At 72.2% G+C, this 21,121-nt stretch carries 21 protein-coding genes and 2 tRNA genes; 12 read left to right on the top strand and 11 right to left on the bottom strand.

Annotated elements, in window-relative coordinates; genetic code table 11:
* The first annotated feature begins 49 nt into the window (after nucleotides 1-49).
* The 4 genes from RZ84_RS13200 to RZ84_RS13185 all read left to right on the top strand — a co-directional run bounded on the left by RZ84_RS13200 (nucleotide 50) and on the right by RZ84_RS13185 (nucleotide 3,615).
* Nucleotides 50-1,126: a 2-aminoethylphosphonate ABC transporter substrate-binding protein gene (locus RZ84_RS13200; RefSeq protein ID WP_043264478.1), complete on the top strand. Its 1,077-nt coding sequence runs from the start codon at nucleotides 50-52 to the stop codon at nucleotides 1,124-1,126.
* 256 nt (nucleotides 1,127-1,382) lie between these two features.
* Nucleotides 1,383-2,162 (top strand): HAD-IIA family hydrolase, encoded by a 780-nt coding sequence (locus tag RZ84_RS13195; RefSeq protein WP_043269814.1) that lies wholly within the window; start codon nucleotides 1,383-1,385, stop codon nucleotides 2,160-2,162.
* A gap of 144 nt (nucleotides 2,163-2,306) precedes the next feature.
* Nucleotides 2,307-2,675, top strand: coding sequence for a hypothetical protein (locus RZ84_RS13190; protein WP_043264477.1), 369 nt, complete (start codon nucleotides 2,307-2,309; stop codon nucleotides 2,673-2,675).
* Between the two features lie 172 nt (nucleotides 2,676-2,847).
* The gene (locus tag RZ84_RS13185) at nucleotides 2,848-3,615 is read left to right on the top strand and encodes a class F sortase (RefSeq protein ID WP_107068113.1); all 768 of its coding nucleotides are present in this window, start codon (nucleotides 2,848-2,850) and stop codon (nucleotides 3,613-3,615) included.
* Nucleotides 3,616-3,725: 110 nt separating this feature from the next.
* Here RZ84_RS13185 and RZ84_RS13180 read toward each other — a convergent pair.
* Together RZ84_RS13180 and RZ84_RS42300 are read right to left on the bottom strand one after the other, a co-directional pair.
* Nucleotides 3,726-3,799: transfer RNA gene (locus RZ84_RS13180), tRNA-Lys, on the bottom strand.
* Nucleotides 3,800-3,958: 159 nt separating this feature from the next.
* The gene (locus tag RZ84_RS42300; RefSeq protein WP_277816872.1) at nucleotides 3,959-4,090 is read right to left on the bottom strand and encodes a hypothetical protein; all 132 of its coding nucleotides are present in this window, start codon (nucleotides 4,088-4,090) and stop codon (nucleotides 3,959-3,961) included.
* 385 nt (nucleotides 4,091-4,475) lie between these two features.
* On the opposite strand from RZ84_RS42300, the gene RZ84_RS13175 reads away from it, so the two are divergent.
* The 3 genes from RZ84_RS13175 to RZ84_RS13165 are packed head-to-tail and all read left to right on the top strand — an operon-like array spanning nucleotide 4,476 to nucleotide 6,345.
* Nucleotides 4,476-4,895 (top strand): SsgA family sporulation/cell division regulator, encoded by a 420-nt coding sequence (locus tag RZ84_RS13175; protein WP_043269811.1) that lies wholly within the window; start codon nucleotides 4,476-4,478, stop codon nucleotides 4,893-4,895.
* A gap of 8 nt (nucleotides 4,896-4,903) precedes the next feature.
* Complete coding sequence (locus RZ84_RS13170) at nucleotides 4,904-6,133, top strand: hypothetical protein (protein WP_043269809.1); 1,230 nt, start codon at nucleotides 4,904-4,906, stop codon at nucleotides 6,131-6,133.
* A gap of 14 nt (nucleotides 6,134-6,147) precedes the next feature.
* A complete protein-coding gene (locus RZ84_RS13165) occupies nucleotides 6,148-6,345 on the top strand; it encodes a hypothetical protein (RefSeq protein ID WP_043264476.1) in 198 nt (65 codons plus the stop codon).
* A gap of 168 nt (nucleotides 6,346-6,513) precedes the next feature.
* On the opposite strand, the gene RZ84_RS13160 is transcribed toward RZ84_RS13165, so the two are convergent.
* The 6 genes from RZ84_RS13160 to ehuB all read right to left on the bottom strand — a co-directional run bounded on the left by RZ84_RS13160 (nucleotide 6,514) and on the right by ehuB (nucleotide 11,209).
* Nucleotides 6,514-6,587, bottom strand: a tRNA-Lys gene (locus RZ84_RS13160).
* 87 nt (nucleotides 6,588-6,674) lie between these two features.
* Nucleotides 6,675-7,433, bottom strand: a complete 759-nt coding sequence (locus tag RZ84_RS13155; RefSeq protein ID WP_043264475.1) for an IclR family transcriptional regulator — start codon at nucleotides 7,431-7,433, stop codon at nucleotides 6,675-6,677.
* Nucleotides 7,434-7,861: 428 nt separating this feature from the next.
* Nucleotides 7,862-8,617 carry an ectoine/hydroxyectoine ABC transporter ATP-binding protein EhuA gene (gene ehuA / locus RZ84_RS13150; protein ID WP_043269807.1) on the bottom strand — a complete coding sequence of 252 codons (756 nt, stop codon included), beginning with the start codon at nucleotides 8,615-8,617 and terminating at the stop codon, nucleotides 7,862-7,864.
* Nucleotides 8,618-8,714: 97 nt separating this feature from the next.
* Nucleotides 8,715-9,365 carry an ectoine/hydroxyectoine ABC transporter permease subunit EhuD gene (gene ehuD / locus RZ84_RS13145; RefSeq protein ID WP_043264474.1) on the bottom strand — a complete coding sequence of 217 codons (651 nt, stop codon included), beginning with the start codon at nucleotides 9,363-9,365 and terminating at the stop codon, nucleotides 8,715-8,717.
* Complete coding sequence (ehuC, locus tag RZ84_RS13140) at nucleotides 9,362-10,108, bottom strand: ectoine/hydroxyectoine ABC transporter permease subunit EhuC (protein WP_043264473.1); 747 nt, start codon at nucleotides 10,106-10,108, stop codon at nucleotides 9,362-9,364. The genes ehuD and ehuC overlap by 4 nt, the downstream gene beginning before the upstream one ends.
* A gap of 168 nt (nucleotides 10,109-10,276) precedes the next feature.
* Nucleotides 10,277-11,209 carry an ectoine/hydroxyectoine ABC transporter substrate-binding protein EhuB gene (gene ehuB, locus RZ84_RS13135; RefSeq protein ID WP_052229920.1) on the bottom strand — a complete coding sequence of 311 codons (933 nt, stop codon included), beginning with the start codon at nucleotides 11,207-11,209 and terminating at the stop codon, nucleotides 10,277-10,279.
* Between the two features lie 108 nt (nucleotides 11,210-11,317).
* On the opposite strand from ehuB, the gene RZ84_RS13130 reads away from it, so the two are divergent.
* Entirely contained in the window at nucleotides 11,318-11,818 is a 501-nt protein-coding gene (locus RZ84_RS13130; RefSeq protein WP_043264471.1) for a DUF3830 family protein, read from the top strand.
* A 12-nt stretch (nucleotides 11,819-11,830) separates the two neighbouring features.
* Here the strand turns inward: RZ84_RS13130 and RZ84_RS13125 are convergent, their stop codons facing one another.
* Nucleotides 11,831-13,249 (bottom strand): amidase, encoded by a 1,419-nt coding sequence (locus RZ84_RS13125; RefSeq protein WP_043264470.1) that lies wholly within the window; start codon nucleotides 13,247-13,249, stop codon nucleotides 11,831-11,833.
* An 82-nt stretch (nucleotides 13,250-13,331) separates the two neighbouring features.
* Nucleotides 13,332-14,309: a D-2-hydroxyacid dehydrogenase gene (locus RZ84_RS13120; RefSeq protein WP_043264469.1), complete on the bottom strand. Its 978-nt coding sequence runs from the start codon at nucleotides 14,307-14,309 to the stop codon at nucleotides 13,332-13,334.
* A gap of 207 nt (nucleotides 14,310-14,516) precedes the next feature.
* Between RZ84_RS13120 and RZ84_RS13115 the strand changes: the two genes are divergently transcribed.
* From RZ84_RS13115 to RZ84_RS13105, 3 genes are all read left to right on the top strand, one after another.
* Nucleotides 14,517-15,455: a maleate cis-trans isomerase family protein gene (locus RZ84_RS13115; protein ID WP_043264468.1), complete on the top strand. Its 939-nt coding sequence runs from the start codon at nucleotides 14,517-14,519 to the stop codon at nucleotides 15,453-15,455.
* Between the two features lie 100 nt (nucleotides 15,456-15,555).
* Nucleotides 15,556-16,281, top strand: coding sequence for a maleate cis-trans isomerase family protein (locus RZ84_RS13110; RefSeq protein ID WP_043264467.1), 726 nt, complete (start codon nucleotides 15,556-15,558; stop codon nucleotides 16,279-16,281).
* Between the two features lie 245 nt (nucleotides 16,282-16,526).
* A complete protein-coding gene (locus tag RZ84_RS13105; RefSeq protein WP_107068267.1) occupies nucleotides 16,527-17,651 on the top strand; it encodes an LLM class flavin-dependent oxidoreductase in 1,125 nt (374 codons plus the stop codon).
* 29 nt (nucleotides 17,652-17,680) lie between these two features.
* Here RZ84_RS13105 and RZ84_RS13100 read toward each other — a convergent pair whose 3' ends face one another.
* Entirely contained in the window at nucleotides 17,681-19,513 is a 1,833-nt protein-coding gene (locus RZ84_RS13100) for a putative bifunctional diguanylate cyclase/phosphodiesterase (protein WP_043269805.1), read from the bottom strand.
* Nucleotides 19,514-19,874: 361 nt separating this feature from the next.
* Between RZ84_RS13100 and RZ84_RS13095 the strand changes: the two genes are divergently transcribed.
* Nucleotides 19,875-21,119 (top strand): M6 family metalloprotease domain-containing protein, encoded by a 1,245-nt coding sequence (locus RZ84_RS13095; RefSeq protein ID WP_043269803.1) that lies wholly within the window; start codon nucleotides 19,875-19,877, stop codon nucleotides 21,117-21,119.
* Nucleotides 21,120-21,121 lie beyond the last annotated feature (2 nt).

Below are 21,121 nucleotides of genomic sequence, written 5' to 3'. Positions count from 1 at the left end.
GCCACCCACGCCCCCAACTCCCCTCCCCACCACAGGAGTCACCCACACCATGCGCCCCCGCCCCCGCACCGTCCGCCCCGCCCTCGCCGCCTGCACCGCCGCCCTCGTCCTCGCCGGCACCCTCACCGCCTGCGGCACCGCCTCCTCCGCCGACCCCAACGCCAGGGAGATCACCGTCTACAGCGCCGACGGCCTCAAGAGCGAAAAGGGCGACGGCTTCTACGACAAGGTCTTCAAGGACTTCGAGAAGCAGACCGGCATCAAGGTCAACTACGTCGAGTCCGGCTCCGGCGCCGCCGTCCAGCGCCTGGCCCGCGAGCGCTCCAACACCCAGGCCGATGTCATCGTCACCCTGCCGCCGTTCATCCAACAGGCCGACGACAAGGGCCTGTTGGACATCTACCGCCCGCACGGCTCCGAACAGGTCGCCGCCGCCGACAAGGACCCCAACGGCAAATGGGTCTCCATCGTCAACAACTACTTCTGCTTCATCTACAACAAGAAGGAAGTCGGGCAACCCCCGGCCACCTGGCAGGACCTCACCGACCACCGCTTCGCCGGCAAACTCCAGTACTCCACCCCCGGCGTCGCCGGCGACGGCACCGCCGTCGTCATCAAGGCCCTGCACGACTTCGGCGGCCAGGGCCCGGCCATGAGCTTCCTCAAGAAGCTCCAGGCCAACAACGTCGGCCCGTCCTCCTCCACCGGCCAGCTCGCCCCCAAGACCGACAAGGGCGAACTCCTGATCGCCAACGGCGATGTGCAGATGAACTACGCCAACATGAAGTCCATGCCGAACCAGGGCATCTTCTTCCCCGCCCCGAAGCCCGGCGCCCGCCCCACCACCTTCGCCCTCCCCTACGCCGCCGGCCTGGTCAAGGACGCCCCGCACGTCGCCAACGCCCGGAAGTTCCTCGACTACCTGATCAGCAAGCCCGTCCAGGAACAGGTCTCGGCCACCGGCGGCGGCTTCACCTCCCGCAAGGACGTCAAGGCCACCGACCCCAACGCCACCGCCCTCGCCAAGATCATGAACGGCGTGCAGATCTTCCAGCCCGACTGGAACGGCATCGACGAGAACCTCGACACCTACGTCAACGCCTGGAAGACCGCCACCGGCAGCTGACGACCACCCTCGCGCCCACCACATCCCCGGTGATCACCACATCCCGGTGATCGCCGGGGTCACCCGGCCGCCCGCTGACTTAGGCTGGGGCCTGTCGGCCATCCGTACGAGACATACCTCACGTCACCGCGCACCCCCGCCGCGTCACCCCGCGACCGGCGGCCCGTGAACCGTGACCGTACCCCGCCCGCGGATCCCGGCCGACGCCCTGGCCAACCGGCCAGCCCTGATCAACACGCACGGCAGGAGTCCGGAAGTGGCAGAGCGCAAGCCGATCGAGTCATGGCTCACCGACATGGACGGCGTCCTGATGCACGAAGGCGTCCCCGTCCCCGGCGCCGACGCCTTCATCAAGCGGCTCCGCGAATCGGGCAAGCCCTTCCTCGTTCTGACCAACAACTCCATCTACACCCCGCGCGACCTGCAAGCCCGCCTCAACCGCATCGGCCTCGACGTCCCCTGGGAGTCCATCTGGACCTCCGCACTGGCCACCGCCCAGTTCCTCGACGACCAGCGCTCCGGCGGCACCGCCTACGTCATCGGCGAGGCCGGCCTCACCACCGCCCTGCACGACATCGGCTACATCCTCACCGACCACGCACCCGACTACGTCGTCCTCGGCGAGACCCGCACCTACAGCTTCGAGTCCCTCACCAAGGCGATCCGGCTGATCGACAACGGCGCCCGCTTCATCGCCACCAACCCCGACGAGACCGGCCCGTCGCGGGAGGGCGCGCTGCCCGCGACCGGGTCGGTGGCCGCCCTGATCACCAAGGCCACCGGCGTCGAACCGTACTTCGTCGGCAAGCCCAACCCGCTGATGATGCGCCACGCCCTCAACGCCATCGGCGCCCACTCCGAGACCTCCGCCATGATCGGCGACCGTATGGACACCGACGTCGTCGCCGGCCTGGAAGCGGGCATGGAGACCTTCCTCGTCCTCACCGGCCTCACCCGCCCCGAGGACGTCGAGCGGCACCCCTACCGCCCCTCCCGCGTCGTCGACTCGATCGCGAGCCTGGTGGACCTGGTCTGACCCGGCCGGGCCGGAGCGGGGCAGGAGCCGGGCCCGGCGCGCCCCCGCCCGGCGGGCGGCACCGCCCGAACGGCGCACCACCGCCCCGCCCCGGATGCGCCCGGCCGCGCACGGGCGGACCTTCGGAGTATCCGGAGGTGCACCATGCGCTCACCGCAACTCACCCTCTGTGCCGCGCTCGCCGCATGCGCGGTGACGACGGCGCCCGCGCACGTCGACGACGAACGCGGCACCGGGACCGCCCAGGTCGCCGTCGCCCCCGCCCCGGCCGCGCGCCCGGCCCGCGCTCCCGCCACCACCCCGGCCCACCCGGCCGAGGACCCGGCGCTCCGGCCCCACCCGGCCACCGCCCCCGGCGGCCGGCCCGCCGCCGCGCACCGTGAACTCAGCAGCACCTCCGCCGTCGCCCTGGTCCTGGCCGGCGGCGCGATCCTCGTCGTCGCCGGCCAACTGCTGCGCCTGCGGCTCCGCCTGCGACGCGAACGCCAGGGGAGCAGCGGTGGCGACGAGTGAGACGACACGCCGGGAGCCCGGGGAAGAACGGGCCGGCCGGGGGCCCCGGGAGGTACGGGGGAGCCGGGAGAGCCCAGCGGGCCGGGCGGGCCGGGACAGCCGGGCGAGCCGGGAGGACGGGAAGCGGGAGCGCCGGAACCGGGCGCACGGGAAACCGGAGGACAGACAGCAGGTGCACGGGAAGCCGGAGCACCGGAAGACCCCCGGCCAGGGCATCCGCCCCAACCTCCTCATCGGCGCCACCTGGGCCGCGCTGCTGCTGACGCTCTGGCTCTGCGACGGCCGCGATCTCGCCGGCGGCAGCATGGCCCAGCTCCCCACCACCGGAGACATCGCCGCCGTCGGCCGCCCCCACCCGCGGCCCCCGGTACCCGATCACCACCGGGTCGCCGCCGCCCGCACCGCGCGCACCGCCGAACCCACCCGGATCACCATCGCCGCCCTCGGCCTCCGGGCCGCCATCGCGACCCGCGGCCGGGACGGGAACGGCACGCCGACCCCGGCGGCCCCGTCCCCGCCCGGCGCACCCGGCCACGTCGACCCACCCGCCCCCATCAGCTGGTACGCCGCCGGCCCCCGCCCCGGCGAACCCGGCGCCGCCGTCCTCACGACCGGCCCGGACCCCCGTACCACCGCCCCCGCCGGCCACCCGCACGGCACCCCGCGGGCCGCCCGGCACCGGCTGACCGGCATCAGACCCGGGGACCGTATCGACATCCAGCGCTCCGACGGCACCACCGCCCGGTTCACCGTCGAAGAGATCCAGGTCTACGACCGCGACCGCCTCACCGCCCGCACGGCATACGCCGCCCACCGGCCCGGCCGCTCCGAACTCCGGCTGATCACCCACGTCCCCGCCGGCGACCATGAGCGCGGCCACCCCGCCCCGGTCGTGATCTCGGCCTACCTCTCCGGTATCCGCCCCGCCCGCCACACGTAACCGGCCCGCCCTACAACCCACTGAGCACAAACCGACCCAACGAGCACAAAACAACCCACAGGGCACAAAAAACTGAGGCCCCCCGCGATGCGAGGGACCTCAGTCCTACGTGCGCCGCCAGGGACTCGAACCCCGGACCCGCTGATTAAGAGTCAGCTGCTCTAACCAACTGAGCTAGCGGCGCGCGCTGACCTGAGGAACTCTACACGAACTCCGGGGGTGGTCCGTACCCGAGAAGTCGCCCCTCACGCACCGGCCCCCTGTGATCGCCGCCACTCCCACCAACCGCTCCCGTCGCTCCTCCCGCTTCCGCCGCGCCCCGCGGTCGCCCCTTCTCCAGCCCCTACTTCGCCGGGATCGCCCGGCGCCCGGGTCGAAGGTCCCGCGATCTCGGGACCTTCTTCCGGTAGTTCGTCCACATTCGCCAGTGAAGATCGAGTTCGTGGTCGTAGCGCAGCAGTTGCGCAGTCAACATGCGGTAACTCCTGCCAGTTGAGAGGCTGAGGCGAACGCCGAGGCGCACCAACGGAACGAGCAGCCCAGCCCGGAGGAGAACGCATGACAGCCCGGGACATCCCGCCGTACGCGGCCGTGACGGCGCCGCCGCCCCCACGGCGTCGCCCCGGAGCCGCCCGCGCCCGCGCCCGCGATCACCATGCCGCCGCCACCCGCGCCCGGCCCCGCCCTCGCCGGCACACCGGACGCGCCCCGCCCCCGCCCCCGGCACCCCGCCGATCATGGCGTCCATCACTACTCCCCGGTCATCTGCAACCCCATGCCGAAAGCCGACGTCTGCTAGAACGCGAGCCCCGGCCCCGGGGCCCAGGGACTCGCCCCTTCGTCCGGAAAGGTTGATCGTCATGGTGTCGACAGCCAAGCGCACCCTTGAGATGCAGCTCCTCCTGGGGCCGGACGGATCGGTCCCGCTGGCCGGCCGGTTCAGCTACCGGAGCGACCGCCCCTACGAGGTCGAGGTCGCCTTCATCAGCCGCGGCGAGACCGTCGCCACCTGGCTGTTCGCCCGCGACCTGCTGCTCGGCGGACTCTGCTGCGAGACCGGGGAGGGCGACGTACGGGTATGGCCCGCAGGCCGCCCCGGCGGAACCCACCGCGTCCATATCGAGCTCACCACCGACGACAGCATCTGCGAGATGTCGGTACGCGCGAGCGAACTCACCGCCTGGCTGGAGCAGACCGCGGCCATCGTGCCGCCCGGCCACGAGGCCCGCTATCTCGATATCGACGCCCATCTGGCCCGCCTGCTGGCGGGGAAGTGCTGATGACTCCCATGACGACGACATCCGACACCCGCCTCGCCATACGCGCGACCGCCCCGCCCGCCACCGCCCCCCGTACCGCGGCCGGTGCCCCCGGAGCGCAGCCGCGCACCCCCGCCGACCCCGCCGTCCGGATACCGGCCCAGGCCGTCCCCGCGGACGTCCACACCGACTCCGCGGTCGACCCCGACGGCGCACCGGCCCCGCACGACCCCTGCGCGCACGGCTTCCTCCCCGAGCGACCCCCCGTGCGCTCCATGATCGGAACCTGGACCCGGCTCGACGCCATGGCGCGCACCGCCGCGGTCGCCCCCGACCACGAAACCGCCATCGCCGTCGTCGAACGCGCCCACCGCGCCGACGAGTTGAGCGCCCTCCGGCAGCGCGTCTCCCGCCTCTCACCGCGCAACGCGGAGGCCGCCGCGATGCGCGTCGCGGTCATCGCGGTGTCCTGCGGCTGGAGTGCCCTCGACCCGCAGGCCCCGGCCGCCCGCGAGGTCGCCAACGACGGCTTCCTGGAACTCTGGGCCGCCATCGCGCACCGCATCGACCACGACCAGTTCGTCGCCCTGCCCACCCTCGCCCTCCACAACTGGGCCCCCGAACGCAAACCCCGCCGCCACATCCCCATCGACCAACTCGCCCGCACCGAACAGCTCGTCCCCATCGTGCGCTGGGCCCCCGAAGGCCAGCCGCTCAGCCGCCTGGACCGGCTGATGCTCGCCGCGACCCGGCTGGAGGCGCACGGCATCTGGCTGTTCCGCCTCGCCGACACCCTCGCCGGCCGCGCCCCCGACGACTCCTCCACCCCGACGGCGCTGCGCCGCCTGGTCCGCATCCAGCACGCGCTGCGCGCCCAACTCCACTCCGAGGCCACGGAACTGGCGGCGGCCCCGGTCACCGACCAGCAGCGCACCGTCCTCGGCGCGCTCGCCGAACAGGGCGCCCTTGAGCCGCCCGTCCTCCAGGCCGCGGACGCCGTACTGGGCATCGGTGGCCGCCGCACGGGCGACGGCCGCCGCCAGCTCCTGCGCCGCCACCTCCCGGCCCAGCACCGCGCCTGGCTCAGCGCCATGGACCGCCACTGCGCCCCCGTACGCACCCTCGCCCACCGCGGCGGCCCCGACGCCGCCGTCTACCGCGAGGCCCAGGAATCCCTCATCGCCCTGCGCCGCACCTACACCGCCCTGGTCCACACCGCCGCCGCCCCCACCACCGGCCCCCTCCCCACCGCGGCCTGACCGGAGACCGGGGCATGGTCGCCCTCGCACTGCGCGGGGGCGCGGCGGGCCGGTTTCCGCTGCCCCGAGCCGGTGTGGTGGTCGCCGCGGAGAGCCCCCGGTGCCCCCCCGGTACCGGCGCGGCCCCGGCGGGCAGCGGCCACCGCCCCTTCCCCGTCCCGTGCTACCGCCCGATCACGGACCAGGACCGGACGGCCCTCATGGCGTCGTAGTACCGCGATCACGACCGCGGCCATCTTCTGACCGCGGCCATCTTCTGGACCGGTGGGCGAGGGAAAAGGTGAGAGGGGGGAGCGGAGAGGCGAGAGGGAGCCCGTGGGCAGTGGCCGAACACAACGAAGTGGGCGTTCCCGATACTTCGGAAACGCCCACTTCCTACGTGCGCCGCCAGGGACTCGAACCCCGGACCCGCTGATTAAGAGTCAGCTGCTCTAACCAACTGAGCTAGCGGCGCGCGCTGACGAAAGAAATACTACCTGGTCGAGAGGGGTGCTCATGACCACGCCCGGAGCGGCCCCCGGACCGCGCGGCCCGCACCGCCTCAGATCGCCAGCGACAGCAGCACCGGCGCCGCCTTGCGGTTGAGGGTGTCGGCGGCCTGCCGCAGCCGGTGGGCGTGCTCCAGCGGCATCGACAGCGCGAGGCAGCCGACCGTCGCACCGGCCGTGATCGGTACGGCGGCGCAGACCGTGCCGACCGCGTACTCCTGGAGGTCCAGCACGGGGACCGTCGGCGGCTGGCTGTCGAGCTTGTGGAACAGCACCTTCTCGTTGGTGATCGTCCGGGACGTGAGCCGGGCGGTCTTGTGGCGCGAGAGGTGGTCCATCCGGCCGTCGTAGTCGAGCTGGGCGAGCAGGCATTTGCCGACCGCGCTGGCGTGTGCCGTGCGGCGGAACTCGGCCCACTCGTTGACCTTGGGCGCCAGCGGCCCGTCGGCGTAGTGGAGGATCTTCACCTCGCCGTCGATGTAGCGGCTGATGTAGACCGCCGCGCCGACCGAGTCGCGCAGCTGGTCCAGGGTGAGCTGGAGCTTGTCCCGCAGGGCGCGGTCGCGGTCGCCGCCCGAGCCCAGCAGGAGCAGTGCCTCACCGACGACATACGCGCCGTCGGCGAGCTGCTCGGTGTATCCCTCGCGCCGGAGCATCGCCAGCATGGAGGCGAGGTGGCCTGTTGGCAGGCCCGTTTCGCGTGCGATCTGTACGTCGGTCACGCCGCCGGCGTGCCTGGAGATGGTTTCGAGTACGCGAAGCGCGTACTGCACCGAATGGAACGGCGCGGTCGGCTCGGGCTTCAGCGCCACGGTGTCCCCCTAGCAGGTTGGTACCGCTTGCGTCGTGACCGTCGTTGGGGGCACGGTCGCGCGTTCGCGGACCGCTTCCGGCAACGGGGCTTGTATCACGATAGCGGCCAACGAGCCTCGATGGAGGGGGTCTTGACCGAAAACCGGACCGGTTCACGCGTCTGTGCAGGGGCCATGCACCCTGGCATATGCCCAGGTCATGGGATCGCGCACCGACCGGCAGTAACGGCTGGTGAGGGATGCGGAGGCGGGCGGCTGACGGGCGGCTGTCGGGCGGCTGACGACGGGCGTTGACGTCCGATGGTGACGATCGGAGTTGACGGTTCGTCGGCCGGATCCGACCGTAGGGGCGCGAGTCCGGCCCGGGAGCCGGACTCGCGCCGGTGCCGCACGGCTGACGGCCGGCGGACCGTGCTGGGGGAACCGCGCTAGAGAACCGCGCTCAGGAACTCGCGGGTCCGCTCGTGCGCCGGCTCCGTGAAGATCTGCTCCGGCGGGCCGTACTCGATGACCCGGCCGGCGTCGAACATCATCACGCAGTCGGAGATGTCCCGGGCGAAGTTCATCTCGTGCGTCACACAGAGCATGGTGATGTCCGTGGTGTGTGCGATGTCCCGCAGCACGTCCAGGACGCCGGCCACCAGTTCCGGGTCGAGCGCCGAGGTCACCTCGTCCAGCAGCAGGACCTGCGGGCGCATGGCCAGGGCGCGGGCGATGGCGACCCGCTGCTGCTGGCCGCCGGAGAGCTGGGTGGGGTACTTGTCGAGATGGGCGGTGAGGCCGACGAGTTCGAGGAGTTCGCGGGCGCGCTCCTCGGCGGCGTCCTTGTCGAGGCCGAGTACGTGCACCGGGGCCTCGGTGATGTTCCGCAGCACCTTCATGTTGGGGAAGAGGTTGAACTGCTGGAAGACCATGCCGATGTTCTTGCGGACCTCGCGGCTGTAGCGGTCGCTCGCCGGGACGAGCTTGCCGCCCTTCTCCTCGTGGGTGAGGTACCGGTCGCCGAGCTTGATGGTGCCCTCGTCCGGTTTGAGCAGCGTCATCATCAGCCGCAGGATCGTCGTCTTGCCGGAGCCGGACGGGCCGATCAGCGTGACGTGCTTGCCGGTGTAGACCTTCATGTCGAGCGCGTCGAGGACGGTGTGCGCGCCGAACCGCTTGGTGACCTTGTCGAAGCGGATCAGTTCGGTGCCCTCGGCGGGTGCCGCGGCCTCGCCGGGCCGCGGGGCGTCCGGCCCGCCGTCGGCGTGCTGCGCGGGCTGTGTGTTCGGGGTGTCGCGGTCAGCGGACAAGGCGGCGCTCCAGGGCTCGCAGGAGAAGAGAAGCGGGGTAGGCGATGAGGATGAAGGCGACGCCGACGACCGTGTACGGCTCGACGGTCTGGAAGGTCTGGGACGAGAACTGCCGTGCCTGGCCGAGCATTTCCAGCACGCCGATGGCGAACAGCATCGGCGAGTCCTTCAGCATCGCGATGACGTAGTTGCCGAGCGCCGGGGCGACCCGGCGGATCGCCTGCGGCAGGATCACCGCGGTCCAGGTGCGGCGGCGCGGCAGGCTCAGCGCGACGGCCGCCTCCCACTGGCCGGCCGGGACGCCGTCGATGCCGGCGCGGTAGACCTCGGCGGTGTACGTCGAGTAGTGCAGGCCCAGGCCGATCACGCCGGTGGCCAGGGCGCTGAGGGTGACACCCCATTCCGGCATCACGTAGAACAGGAAGAACAGCTGCACCAGCAGCGGGGTGTTGCGCACGAACTCGGTGATCGCGGTCACCGGCCAGCGCACCGCCTTGAGGGAGGAGCGCTGCGCCAGCGCCCACACCAGGCCGAGCGCGAACGCGATCAGCGAGCCCAGGACCAGGGCCTGGAGGGTGACGACGACGCCCTTCCAGAACGTCGGCATGAAGTGGCCGACCGCGGACCAGTCGAATGTCATCGTGCCTCACCTTCCGCGGCGGCGCCGGCGCCCGTGGCGGCCGGGCCGGTGCTCAGCCGGCTCCTCAGCGAGGGTCGGGCGGCCGGGGCCTGGCCGACGCCCGCCTTGGCCTGGCGCTCCACCATCCGCATCCCGCGGGTCAGGAGGAACGCCAGGGCGAAGTACATGACCAGGATGATCGTGTAGACCGGGGCGCTGTGGGCGGTCGCGTTGCGGACCAGGGAGGCCCCGAACGCTATGTCGCCGACGCCCAGGATCGACACCAGCGCGGTGCCCTTGAGCAGTTCGATCAGCAGGTTGTTGAACGGAGGGATCATGCCGGGCCAGGCCTGCGGCAGGACGATCTTCCGCAGCTGCTGGCCGGGCGAGAAGCTGAGCGCCACGCCCGCCTCCCGCTGCTCCACGGGCACCGCCGCGATCGCGCCCCGCACGACCTCGGACCCGTACGCCCCGTAGGTCAGGCCCAGGGTGAGGACCGCGGCCCACATCGGGACCAGCTGCCAGCCGAAGCCCATCGGCAGCACGAAGAACATCCAGAACATCAGGATCAGCGCGGAGGTGCCGCGGAAGATCTCGAAATAGGCCCCGGAAAGGAACCGCACGATCCACAGCCGGTGGGTGCGTGCTATCCCGATGCCGAATGCCACCACGGCGCCCAGCGCCGCGCTGTAGACGGTCAGTTGGACGGTGATCCAGACCCCTTTGAACAGGAGTTGCCACAGCCCCCAGGTGATGTCGCTCATGCCGAGACCTCGCTTCGCTCGCCCTCGCATTCGCGAGGCGCGCACCCCCTGATGATTCTCCCCCAGCCTCCGGCCGGGGGGACCCCCATGCTGTGCTCGCTCATGCCGGCACCCCGCTTCGCCCGCCCCCGTATGCGCAAGACGCGCTCATGTCAAAGATTCGCTCGCTCATGGCCGGCACTTCTCCTTGGCGGTGATCTCCGTCATCTGATGCTCGGTGAAGCCGAAGGGCCGCATGAGGTCCAGGAGTTCCCCGGACTTCTTCATCTTGTGCAGCTCGCGGTTGAAGGCGTCGCGCAGATTGGTCTCCGGTGTGCGGAACGCGAAGGCGCCGACGTCGATGACCGGCTTGCCCTTCATGAACGGTGTGACCTCGGGCGTCGCCTCCGCCTTCGTGGTCCCCGACTGCCGTACGACGTTGCGCACCGTCACGGCCGTGCCGACGAAGACGTCCACCCGGCCCTGCTCGACGGCCAGCAGCCCCGCCAACTGGTCCGGCAGCGTGGTGATGCCGGTGACGCCGGCTTCCTTGGCGTAGCCGAGTTCGGCGTAACCGACACCGGTGGCCATCCGCGCGCCGGTCCGCGCGATGTCCTTGTAGGTGTGCAGCTTTTTCGGATTTCCCTTGGGGACGAGGAAGGCGTCCAGCATCTGGTATTCGGGGTCGGCGAAGATGACCTGGGCGCAGCGCTCGGGATTGATGTACATCCCGGCCGCGACCACGTCGAACTGCTGGGAGTTCAGCCCGACGATCAGCGAGCCGAAATCCGTCGGAAAGGGCTCGACGCGCGGGACGCCGAGCCGCCGGAAGACGGTCCGGGCGATGGTGGGGGAGGAGCCGGTCATCTTGCCGTCGGTGCCGATGTAGCCGTAGGGCTGCTCGCCCGCCAGTCCCAGCGTGACCGACCCCTTCTTGCGCAGCCGCTCCAGCAGATGCCCGCCGCCCGCGGCGTCGGCGGCCGGCACCCTGCTGCAGGCGCTGACCGCTCCCATGGCACCCGCAGCGCCGAGCGCCGCTACCCCCGCGAGCAGCGAGCGGCGGCGGATGCCGCTGGTTCGTTGTCCTTGGTTTTCTGAGGTCTTCCCCTGTGGTGGAGCCATGGGCGCGCGGCTACCCGAACCCTTCACACTTATGCCGATCGTTTCCGGCCCGTCACGTAGGTGCCGGGAGATGTTCCGTACGCCGGTATTGCCCCCTACGCTCGGGATATGACCGATCGCTTCATCGAAGTCTCCCTGGACAAGCGCGGCGTGAGCTGCACGGCCAAGTTGCTCGACGACCGCGCTCCGATCACCTGCAACGCCGTCTGGGATGCGCTCCCTCTCGGCGGCGATGTCTACCACGCCAAGTACGCGCGCAACGAGATCTACGCGCTTGTTCCGCCGTTCGCGCCGCAGGAGCCGCCGCTGGAGAACCCGACGATCACCCCGATCCCCGGCGACCTGTGCTACTTCACCTTCAGCGACACCCAGTTGGGCACCGCGTCGTACGGCTACGAGCGCGAGGCCAAGCACCAGGGCCGCGCCACCGTCGTCGACCTCGCGCTGTTCTACGAGCGCAACAACCTGCTGATCAACGGCGACGCGGGCTGGGTGCCGGGCATCGTCTGGGGCGCGGTCGTCGACGGCCTGGACCGGATGGCCGACGCCTGCCAGGACCTGTGGCGGGCCGGGGCCCTGGGGGAGACCCTGAGCTTCCGCCGGGCCTGAGGAACCCCGGTGCTACGCGGCCGGGGGCGGCGGGATCCGCGCGACCCCGGCCTCGTACAGCGCGTGCGCGACGCGCAGCACCAGCGCGTCCGCGTGCCGCGCGCCCACCAGTTGGACCCCGATCGGCAGCCCGTCGCCGTCCACTCCGCAGGGCAGTGTCGCGGCGGGCTGCTGGGTGAGGTTGAAGGGGTAGGTGAACGGCGTCCAGCCGGTCCAGCGGGTGTGGCCGGAGCCGGGCGGCCCTTCGGCCCCCGCCTCGAAGGCGGTGATCGGCTCGGTCGGCGTCACCAGCAGGTCGTAGCCGCTGTGGAAGCCGCCCATCGCCCGCCCCAGCGCCATCCGCACGTCGACCGCGGCCAGATACTCCAGCGCGCTGTAGCGGGCGCCCTGCTCGCAGATCTCCCGCAGGCCCGGGTCCAGCAGCGCCCGCTCCGCGTCCCCGAGCGGCTGCACCAGCCGGGCCGCGCCGCTGAACCACAGCGTGTGGAACGCCTCCACGGGATCCTCGATGCCCGGGTCGGCCTCCTCGACGTGCGCGCCGAGCCCGGCCAGCCGGTCCGCGACCCCGCGCACCGCCGCGGCGACCTCCGGGGCCACCGGGACGTCCCAGCCCAGCGACGGGCTGTAGGCCACCCGCAGTCCGGACACCGGGCCGGCCAGCGCCTCCCGGAACGAGCCGGCCACCGGCCCCAGCTGCGACCAGTCCCGCCAGTCGGGGCGGCAGATCACGTCCATCATCAGCGCCGCGTCCGCCGCGTCGCGGGTCATCGGCCCGACGTGCGCCAGCGTCCCGAACGGGCTCGCCGGATAGTGCGGCACCCGCCCGTACGTCGCCTTGAGCGCGAAGATCCCGCAGAACGACGCCGGGATCCGCACCGAGCCGCCGCCGTCCGTGCCCAGGCTCAGCGGCCCCGCCCCCAGCGCCACCGCCGCCGCGCTGCCGCCGCTGGAGCCGCCCGCGGTGCGCCGCGGATCGTACGGATTGCCCGTCACCCCGTGCCGCGGACTGTCGGTGACACCCTTCCAGCCGAACTCCGGCGTGGTCGTCTTGCCCACGAACACCGCACCCGACTCCCGCAGCCGGGCCACCGACGGCGTGTCCTCGTCCCACACCGCGCCCTCGGTCCGCACCGTCCGCGAGCCGCGCAGCGTCGGCGTGCCGCGGGTCAGCAGAAGGTCCTTGACGGTCACCGGCACCCCGTCCACCGGCCCGGCCGGCTCCCCGCGCAGCCAGCGCTTCGCCGACTCCCCGGCGGCGGCCAGCGCCTCGTCCGCGGTGATCAGGGTGAAGGAGTTGGTGGCCGCCTGGGCCGCCGCGGCGCGCTCCAGTACGGCCGCGGTGGCCTCCACGGGGGAGAACTCGCCGGCCGCGTAGCCGGCCGTCAGACGGGTGGCGGTGAGATCGGCGAGGTGGGTCGGTCCGTGCGTCATGCGTCCTCCGGGCGTCGGTGGCCCCAGGCGGGGCGGGCGGGGGCGGGGCCGCGGCGGCCCGCGGCGTCACATCGCCGGTGCCTCACGTCACCGGTACGTACCCGAGCTGCTTGTCGACCACGTTGAGCAGCGGCTCGCCGGCCGCCCACCGGTCGAAGTTGTCCTGGAACTGCTCGGCGAGCGCGTCCCGCCAGCCCAGGGTGTCGCCGCTCATGTGCGGCGAGACGATCAGATGCGGTACGTCCCACAGCGGGCTGTCCGCGCCCAGCGGCTCGCGCTCGAAGACGTCCAGCGCCGCCGCCGCGATCCGCCACCCGCGCAGCGCCGCCTCCAGCGCCGCCTCGTCGACCAGCGGCCCGCGCCCGACGTTGATGAACCGGGCGCGGCGCGGCATCCGCGCGAACGCCGCCGCGTCGAACATGCCGCGGTTCTCCTCCGTCAGCGGCGCCGCGCAGACCACCCAATCCGCCTGCGGCAGCAGCCCGTTCAGCGCGCCGGCGGCATGGACCCGGCCGAATTGCGGATCGCCGGGCCGCTCCCGCCGGCCGACCAGATCCACCGTGACACCCAGTGCCAGCAGGGTGGCGCCGATGGCCCGGCCGATCGGCCCGGAGCCCACCACGACGGCGCGGGTGCCGGCCAGCCGCAGTGTGTCGCGGTGCTGCCAGCGCCGCTGCCGTTGCAGCTCCCAACTGCCGTAGAAGTCCTTGGCCATGGCGATCACCAGCCCGGCGACGTACTCGGCGATCGGCTGCTCGAAGACCCCGCGGGCGTTGGTGACGACGACGCTGTCGTCGGCGATCAGCGCCGGGCTCAGGAGCCGGTCCACGCCGGCGCTCGCGGTGTGCACCCAACGGGGGCGGGGGCCGCTTTCCGGCCACCGCTCACGGATCGCGTCGGAGGTGAAATCCCAGGCCAACAGCACGTCGGCGGTGGGGAGTCGATCGGTCAGCGACGTCTCGTCGGCGAAGACCACGCGGGCCCGGCCGGCGAGCCGGTCCAGCTTCGGGGGCGGGTCGGAGCCGAGGACGAGAACGGTGAAGTCGGTGCGTGCGGACATAGGCCAGAAACCGTTCTGAAACGTGTGCCCCGTATGCAGGAAAAGGGCGCCGACAGATGCCTGAGATGCGAGGATTGACCACGCTAGGAAGTCGTATCTACCGTGTCAACAACGGCTCTGTCCCGACGTCCCGGCTTGTCCGGCTGCACCACCTCCTCCGGCCACTGGCCTGGCCAATCCAGCCCTTCGTGTCTTCTAGGGGCCTTCATGGACGTCTCTTTCCTGGGTGGCCCACAGCCTCAGCTCGGCGTGGGCGTCGTCGCACCCTTCGACTTCGCGCTCGATCGGGAGTTGTGGCGCTGGGTCCCCGACGACGTGTCCCTCCACCTCACCCGTACGCCCTTCGTGCCCGTCGAGGTCAGTCTCGACCTGGCCCGTCTGGTCAGCGAGCACGAAACGCTGCACGCCGCCGTCGAGGCGCTGTGCGCGGTATCGCCACAGGTCATCGCCTATGCGTGCACGTCCGGCAGCTTCGTCGGCGGTATGGCGGGCGAACGGGCGATGTGCGCGGCCATGACGCAGGCGGGCGAGGTCCCCTCGCTCACCACCTCGGGTGCGATCATCGAAGCACTCCGCGAGATCGACGCCCATCACGTTGCCGTCGTCACGCCCTACACCAAATCGGTCACCGATTCCCTGGAGGACTATCTCGGCGAGGCCGGCATCACGGTCACCGGCCGCGCCTACCTCGGACTCACCCGGCACATCTGGAAGGTCCCCTACCGCGACGTCGTCGACATGGCCCGCGCGGCCGTTGTCGGCGGCCCCGAGGCGCTGTTCATCAGCTGCACGAACCTGCCCACCTACGACGTCATCCCGCAGCTGGAAGCCGAGCTGCGGATGCCGGTCCTGTCCGCCAATCAGGTGACGATGTGGGCCGCGCTGCGCGCCATCGGCGTACCGGCCGTCGGCGCCTACCAGGCGCTGGTCGATCCGGTCGCGCGGCGCGGGCCGGCGGCCATGACCGGGACGACCGGCATCCCCGGCATGACCGGCACTCAGCCGCCGCCCGACGGCGGACCGGGCGCCACCCCCGAGGCCGCCTTCGCCGGACCGCCGGCCCCGCCGCCCGAGGCGGATCCCGGTGACGGCACCGAACCGCCCCCGTACCTGCCCGACGACCCCGGACCTCAGCCCCCCGTGTGAGGCCGGTCCGGCTCCGCCCCGCCCGCCCGCTGCCGGCGCCCCCGCCGGCAGCCCGCTTCCCGCACCGCACCCCGTACGCGCACCCGCAAGGGAGATCTGCATGGCATCGGTCGGCTTCCTCTACCCCGGCCACTCCGCCGAGGACGACTACCCCCGGCTCGAAACGCTCCTGGGCGGCACCGTCCGCCTGCCGCTCGTCCACACCGACATCGGCGAGGACGCCCATCGCGTCGACGCCCTCCTGGAGATGGGCGCCGCGCCCCGGCTCGCCGCCGGCGTCGCCGAGCTCAGGGCGCGCGGCGCCGAGGCCGTCGTGTGGGCCTGCACCAGCGCCAGCTTCGTCTACGGCTGGGAAGGCGCCCAGCAGCAGGTGCGGGAGCTGTCGGCCACCGCCGGGCTGCCGGCCTCCAGCACGTCCTTCGCCTTCGCGCACGCCGTCCGCGAGGTCGGCGCCCGACGGGTCGCGATCGCCGCGACCTATCCCGACGATGTCGCCGAGTACTTCCACGCGTTCCTGAAATCCGCCGGCACGGAGGTCGTCGCGACCCGCGGCAGCGGCATCATCACCGCCGCCGAGGTCGGCACCTGGGGCCGCGACGAGGTGCTGGCCCTGGCCCGCGCCGGCGACCATCCCGACGCGGACGCCGTCCTGCTGCCCGACACCGCCCTGCACACCGCCGCCCATCTGCCCGCCCTCGAAGCGGCGCTCGGCAAACCGGTCCTCACCGCCAATCAGGTGACGGTCTGGGAGGGCCTGCGGCTGCTCGGACGCACGCTCGCCTGCCCGGAACTGGGCACACTCTTCTCCCGGGCCGCCCGCGACTGACCGCGACCGGCCCCGACGGGCACCGCCGGAATCGGGAATAAACCACCACTCCACCCGGGAACAGACCGCCACCCCACCCGGGAATAACCGGAGAATTACTCCGGTTGTCCTCCTCGCAGACCCGTCACGGCAGCCCCGTGACGGGGTCGTGACGGCAGATCAGCGACGCGAGGAGGACCCGCACCGTGAGCGGTGAAGACCAGCAGGCCCCCGGCAACGAACGCGCGGGCAGCGGCGACGCCCCCCTGGGCGACGGGATCCGGGGCACCGCCCTGGGCACCGCGCCCGTCCCCCTGTCCGTGCTCGACCTGGTGACGGTCGGCGCCGGCAGCACCGCGACCGCCGCGGTCCGCACCGCCGTCGACATCGCCCGCACCGCCGAGCGCCGCGGCTACCACCGCTACTGGGTCGCCGAGCACCACTCCATGCCCGGCGTCGCCTCCTCCTCGCCGGCGGTGCTGCTCGCCCACCTCGCCGCGCACACCGACCGCATCCGGCTCGGCTCCGGCGGCGTCATGCTGCCCAACCACGCCCCCCTGGTCATCGCCGAGCAGTTCGGGACCCTGGAGGCGATGGCCCCCGGCCGCGTCGACCTGGGCCTGGGCCGCGCCCCCGGCACCGACGGCGCCACCGCCGCCGCCCTCCGCCGCACCGACCGGCTGGACGAAGGCGTATTGGGGTCTCCCCTGCTCGAGCGGAGCCGAGAGCTTGGGGAACAATTCCCGCAGCAGCTCGCCGAGTTGACCCGCTTCCTCGACGACTCCTTCCCCGACGGCCACCCGTACGCCCGGATCCACGCCGTCCCCGGCCCCGTCCAGGCGACCTCGCCCGGTGGCGTGCAGTCCCCGCACCGCCCGCCCCTGTGGCTGCTCGGCTCGTCCGGTTTCAGCGCCCGGCTCGCCGGCACCCTCGGCCTGCCGTTCGCCTTCGCCCACCACTTCTCCGCGGCCAACACCGTTCCCTCCCTCGACCTGTACCGCGCCTCCTTCCGCCCCTCCGAGGTCCTCGCCGAGCCCTACGCCCTGATCGGCGTCTCCGCGCTGGCCGCCGAGGACGAGCGGGAGGCCCGCCGCCAGGTCCGCACCGGCGCACTGGCCATGCTCCGGCTGCGCACCGGCCGCCCCGGCCTGGTCCCCACCCCCGACGAGGCCGCCGCCCACTCCTTCAGCGACATCGAGCGCGACTTCGTCGACAACTGGCTCGGCAACGTCGTCCACGGCACCCCCGACGCGGTCCGCCAGGGCCTCGACGACCTCGCCAAGCGCACCGGCGCCGACGAGCTGATGCTCACCGCCAACGCCCACACCGGGGCGGTCCGGCGCCGCTCGTACGACCTCATAGCCGACGCCTACGGACTCCCGCGGGGCTGACGCAGGCCGCCCGGCGCGGGGCGCGCGGCTCAGCCGCAGGCGCGCCCCGCGTCCAGCAGCGCCTCCACCCGGTCCGGTGCCACCGGCCGGGAGTAGAGCCACCCCTGCCCGGTGTCGCAGCCGATCCGGCGCAGCCGCTCGGCCTGCTCGGCGCTCTCCACACACTCCGCCGTCACCGTCAGCCCCAGCCGGTGCGCCAGCGCGACCAGCGCCTCCACGATCATCTCGTCCGCCGGGTTCGGGTGCTCCTGCGACCGGAAGCCGTGCACGAACGACCCGTCCAGCTTCAGTACGGACACCGGCAGCCGGCTGAGATAGGCGAGGTTGGAGTAGCCGGTGCCGAAGTCGTCGATGGCGATCCGTACGCCCATGTCGCTGAGCGCCTGGAGCGCCTGGAGCGGCCGGCCGGCCGAGCCCATCACCGCCGACTCGGTCAGCTCCAGCTGGAGCAGCCGCGGCGGCAGCCCGGTCTCCGCCAGGATCCCGGCGACGTCGGCGACCAGGTCGGAGTCCCACACCTGACGTACCGCCACATTCACGCTGACGAACAGCGGCTGGCCGCCGGGGTGCGCCAGCTGCCAGGCGCGCGCCTGATAGCAGGCCCGTTCCAGTACCCAGCGCCCCAGTTCGACGATCGCGCCGTTCTCCTCCGCCAGCGCGATGAACCGATTCGGCGACAGCACCCCGAACTGCGGGTGCCGCCACCGCACCAGCGCCTCCACTCCCTGCGCCCGGCCGTCCCCCAGCCCGACCAGCGGCTGGTACTCCAGGGTGAACTCGCCGCGGTCCACGGCCGGCCGCAGCGTGCTGGACAGAGCCTGCCGGGTCATCCGGTGGGCGTTGCGCTCCGGGTCGAAGAGCGTCCAGCGGGCCTTGCCGTCCTCCTTGGCCCAGTACAGCGTGGTGTCCGCGGCCTGCATCAGCCCCGTCGCGGTGGTGCCGCTCGCGGTCCGCTCCACGACGCCGATGCTCGCCGACACCGACAGTCGCTGCCCGGCCAGGTCGAAGGGCCGCTGGAGCGCGTCCAGGACGCACTGTGCCAGCTCGGCCACCTGGTCGGTGCCGGTGGAGTCCTCGACCAGCAGCGCGAACTCGTCGCCGCCCAGCCGCGCCACCAGATGCCCGCCGCGGCCCGGACCGCGGTCCGGGCCGCTCTCCGCGCAGCGCGTCAGCCGCTGCGCCACGGCGCTCAGCAGCCGGTCGCCGACCCGGTGCCCGAGGGTGTCGTTGACGGCCTTGAAGCCGTCCAGGTCGAGATAGCACAGCCCGATGCGGCCGGTGCCGGACGGCTCGAAGGAGGCCGTCTCCAGGGCCGCGGCGAGCCGCTCGAAGAACAGCGCGCGGTTCGGCAGCCGGGTCACCGGATCGTGCATCTGCAAATGCCGCAGTCGGGCCAGCAGATCGTGCCGGTCGCTGATGTCCGAGACCGACAGCAGCACCCGCTCCTCGCCTCCCGGCATCCCGTCGGTGACCGGCTCGACGGTCACCTCCACCCATACGGAGTTCCCGTCGGACTGTTTGAGCCGGCGGGTGCAGCGCAGCCGGTCGCTGCGACCGCACAGCACCTCGCGGTAGGCGGTCCACACCCGGGGGTCGGCCCCGAGGTCGGTGAGGTCGGCGGCGGTGGCCGCGACCAGGTCGTCCGGGTCGGCGCCGACCAGCTCGCCGAAGGCCGGGTTGGCGGCCAGCACCAGCCCGTCGCGGTTGAGGACCGCCATCGGGTGCCGGGAGGCATGGAAGGCGGCGCGGTAGTCGCCGAGTGAGGCGGCGGTGTCGTCGCAGCGCGCCGAACCGTCGCAGGGCGCCGCCGGAGTGGTCCGGGCGGCGCCGGTTTCTTTGGTCGTACCATCACGCTCGGTCACCGAGGGCAGCGTCGCTCCCGGCGTGCGGCCCGTACCGTCGGGGTGTCCGCTCACTGCTCGCTCCCGCATGGCGCTTGTCTCGTGATGGAGGGGGGACCTCGCGCTGGAAAGTGTGGCGATCATAGAGGCTGGCGCAACGGCCGATCCAGCGACGTAGCCGTGACCATCCGCACGCATGACGGAACTTCAGCCAATTCTGCCCGGCTCTGTTCGCACCGTTTGCCCCGTTGGTCGCTTGTGACTTTCCGTTACGGGACACGGGGGACTCGCCGGTCACTCATATGGGGTTCCAGAACAGGACGAATAGCATTAAATCGCCTCAGGGTAGGTGGGTGTCCCGAATCCGTCCCTGGAGGTCCATGTGCTGCGCCGCCACACCCCCCGGGGGGTGGACAGCCGCCAACTGCGGCGCGTAGCAGCCGTTCTCACCTCCTTGACCGCACTGATCGCGACCTCCATCGTGGCCGGTCCGGCCACTGCTTCCGAGGCTTCCCTCTCCTGCGCCCTGGGACGCACCGATGCCCATCACTCCGAAGGCGTGGACGGTTGGAACGATGCTTACCCGCGCCCGAATCGCACCCTTGACGCGGTGATGATTTTTCTGTCGTTTCCGGACGCCCACCCCACCACCACCCCGCAGCGGCTCTCCGGGGACTACTTTCCCGCCACGTCCCGCTTCTTCGACCGCGCCTCCTACGGCACCTTCACGTTGCGCCCGCACATCCAGAAACACTGGGTCCGGATGCCGCACCCGTCCACCGCGTACGGGATACAGCGCGACTGGGACTCCGGCCGGCGCGCCGGCTACCTCCGCGACGCGGTCGCCGCCGCGCACCGCTCGGTCGACTTCAGCCGCTACGACCTGATCTACCTCGTCGCCGACCCGAGCGCCCCCGGCGTCGACTCGGACGCCACCAAGGTCGTCAACCTCGACGAGCCGATGCACGTGGACGGCGTCGAGCTGCGCCGCTTCGTCACCGTCTTCGAGCACAGCCCGCCCGACCGCAACGTCCTCGCCCACGAGACCGGCCACGTCTTCGACCTGCCCGACCTCTACCACCGCCCCGAGGAGGGCAAGGGCAACTGGGACACCTATGTGGGGGACTGGGACCTCATGGGCAGCCAGTTCGGGCTGGCCCCCGACCCCTTCGCCTGGCACAAGTGGCGCCTCGGCTGGATCGCCGACAGCCAGGTCGACTGCGTCGAGCTGTCCCACCCCACCGTGCACGCGCTGCGCACCCTGTCCGCCCCCGACGAACCCGGCGAGCGCCGCCGCACCCGCCTCCTGGTCGTCCGCACCGGCCGGGACACCGCGCTCGCCATGGAGGCCCGCGGCGCCGTCGGCAACGACCGCAACATCTGCACCGAGGGCATCCTCGTCTACCGCGTGCGCAGCGGGACCGCGTCCGGGTCCGGCCCGGTCCGGGTACTGGACGGCCACCCCGGCACCTCCGCCTGCTGGGGCGCCTCCGTCTACCCGCCGCTCGCCGACGCCCCTCTGGGAGTCGGGGAGAGCATGAACGACACGGAGGACGGCGTACGCATCCAGGTCCAGGGGCGGGCGGCCGGCGGGGACTGGGTGGTCAAGGTGAGCCACAGCTCCTGACC

This window comes from Streptomyces sp. CT34 (assembly GCF_000805335.1).
Lineage (GTDB): Bacteria > Actinomycetota > Actinomycetes > Streptomycetales > Streptomycetaceae > Streptomyces.
The sequence above is the reverse complement of the archived record's forward strand: the minus strand, read 5'-3'. Positions and strand labels throughout refer to the sequence as shown.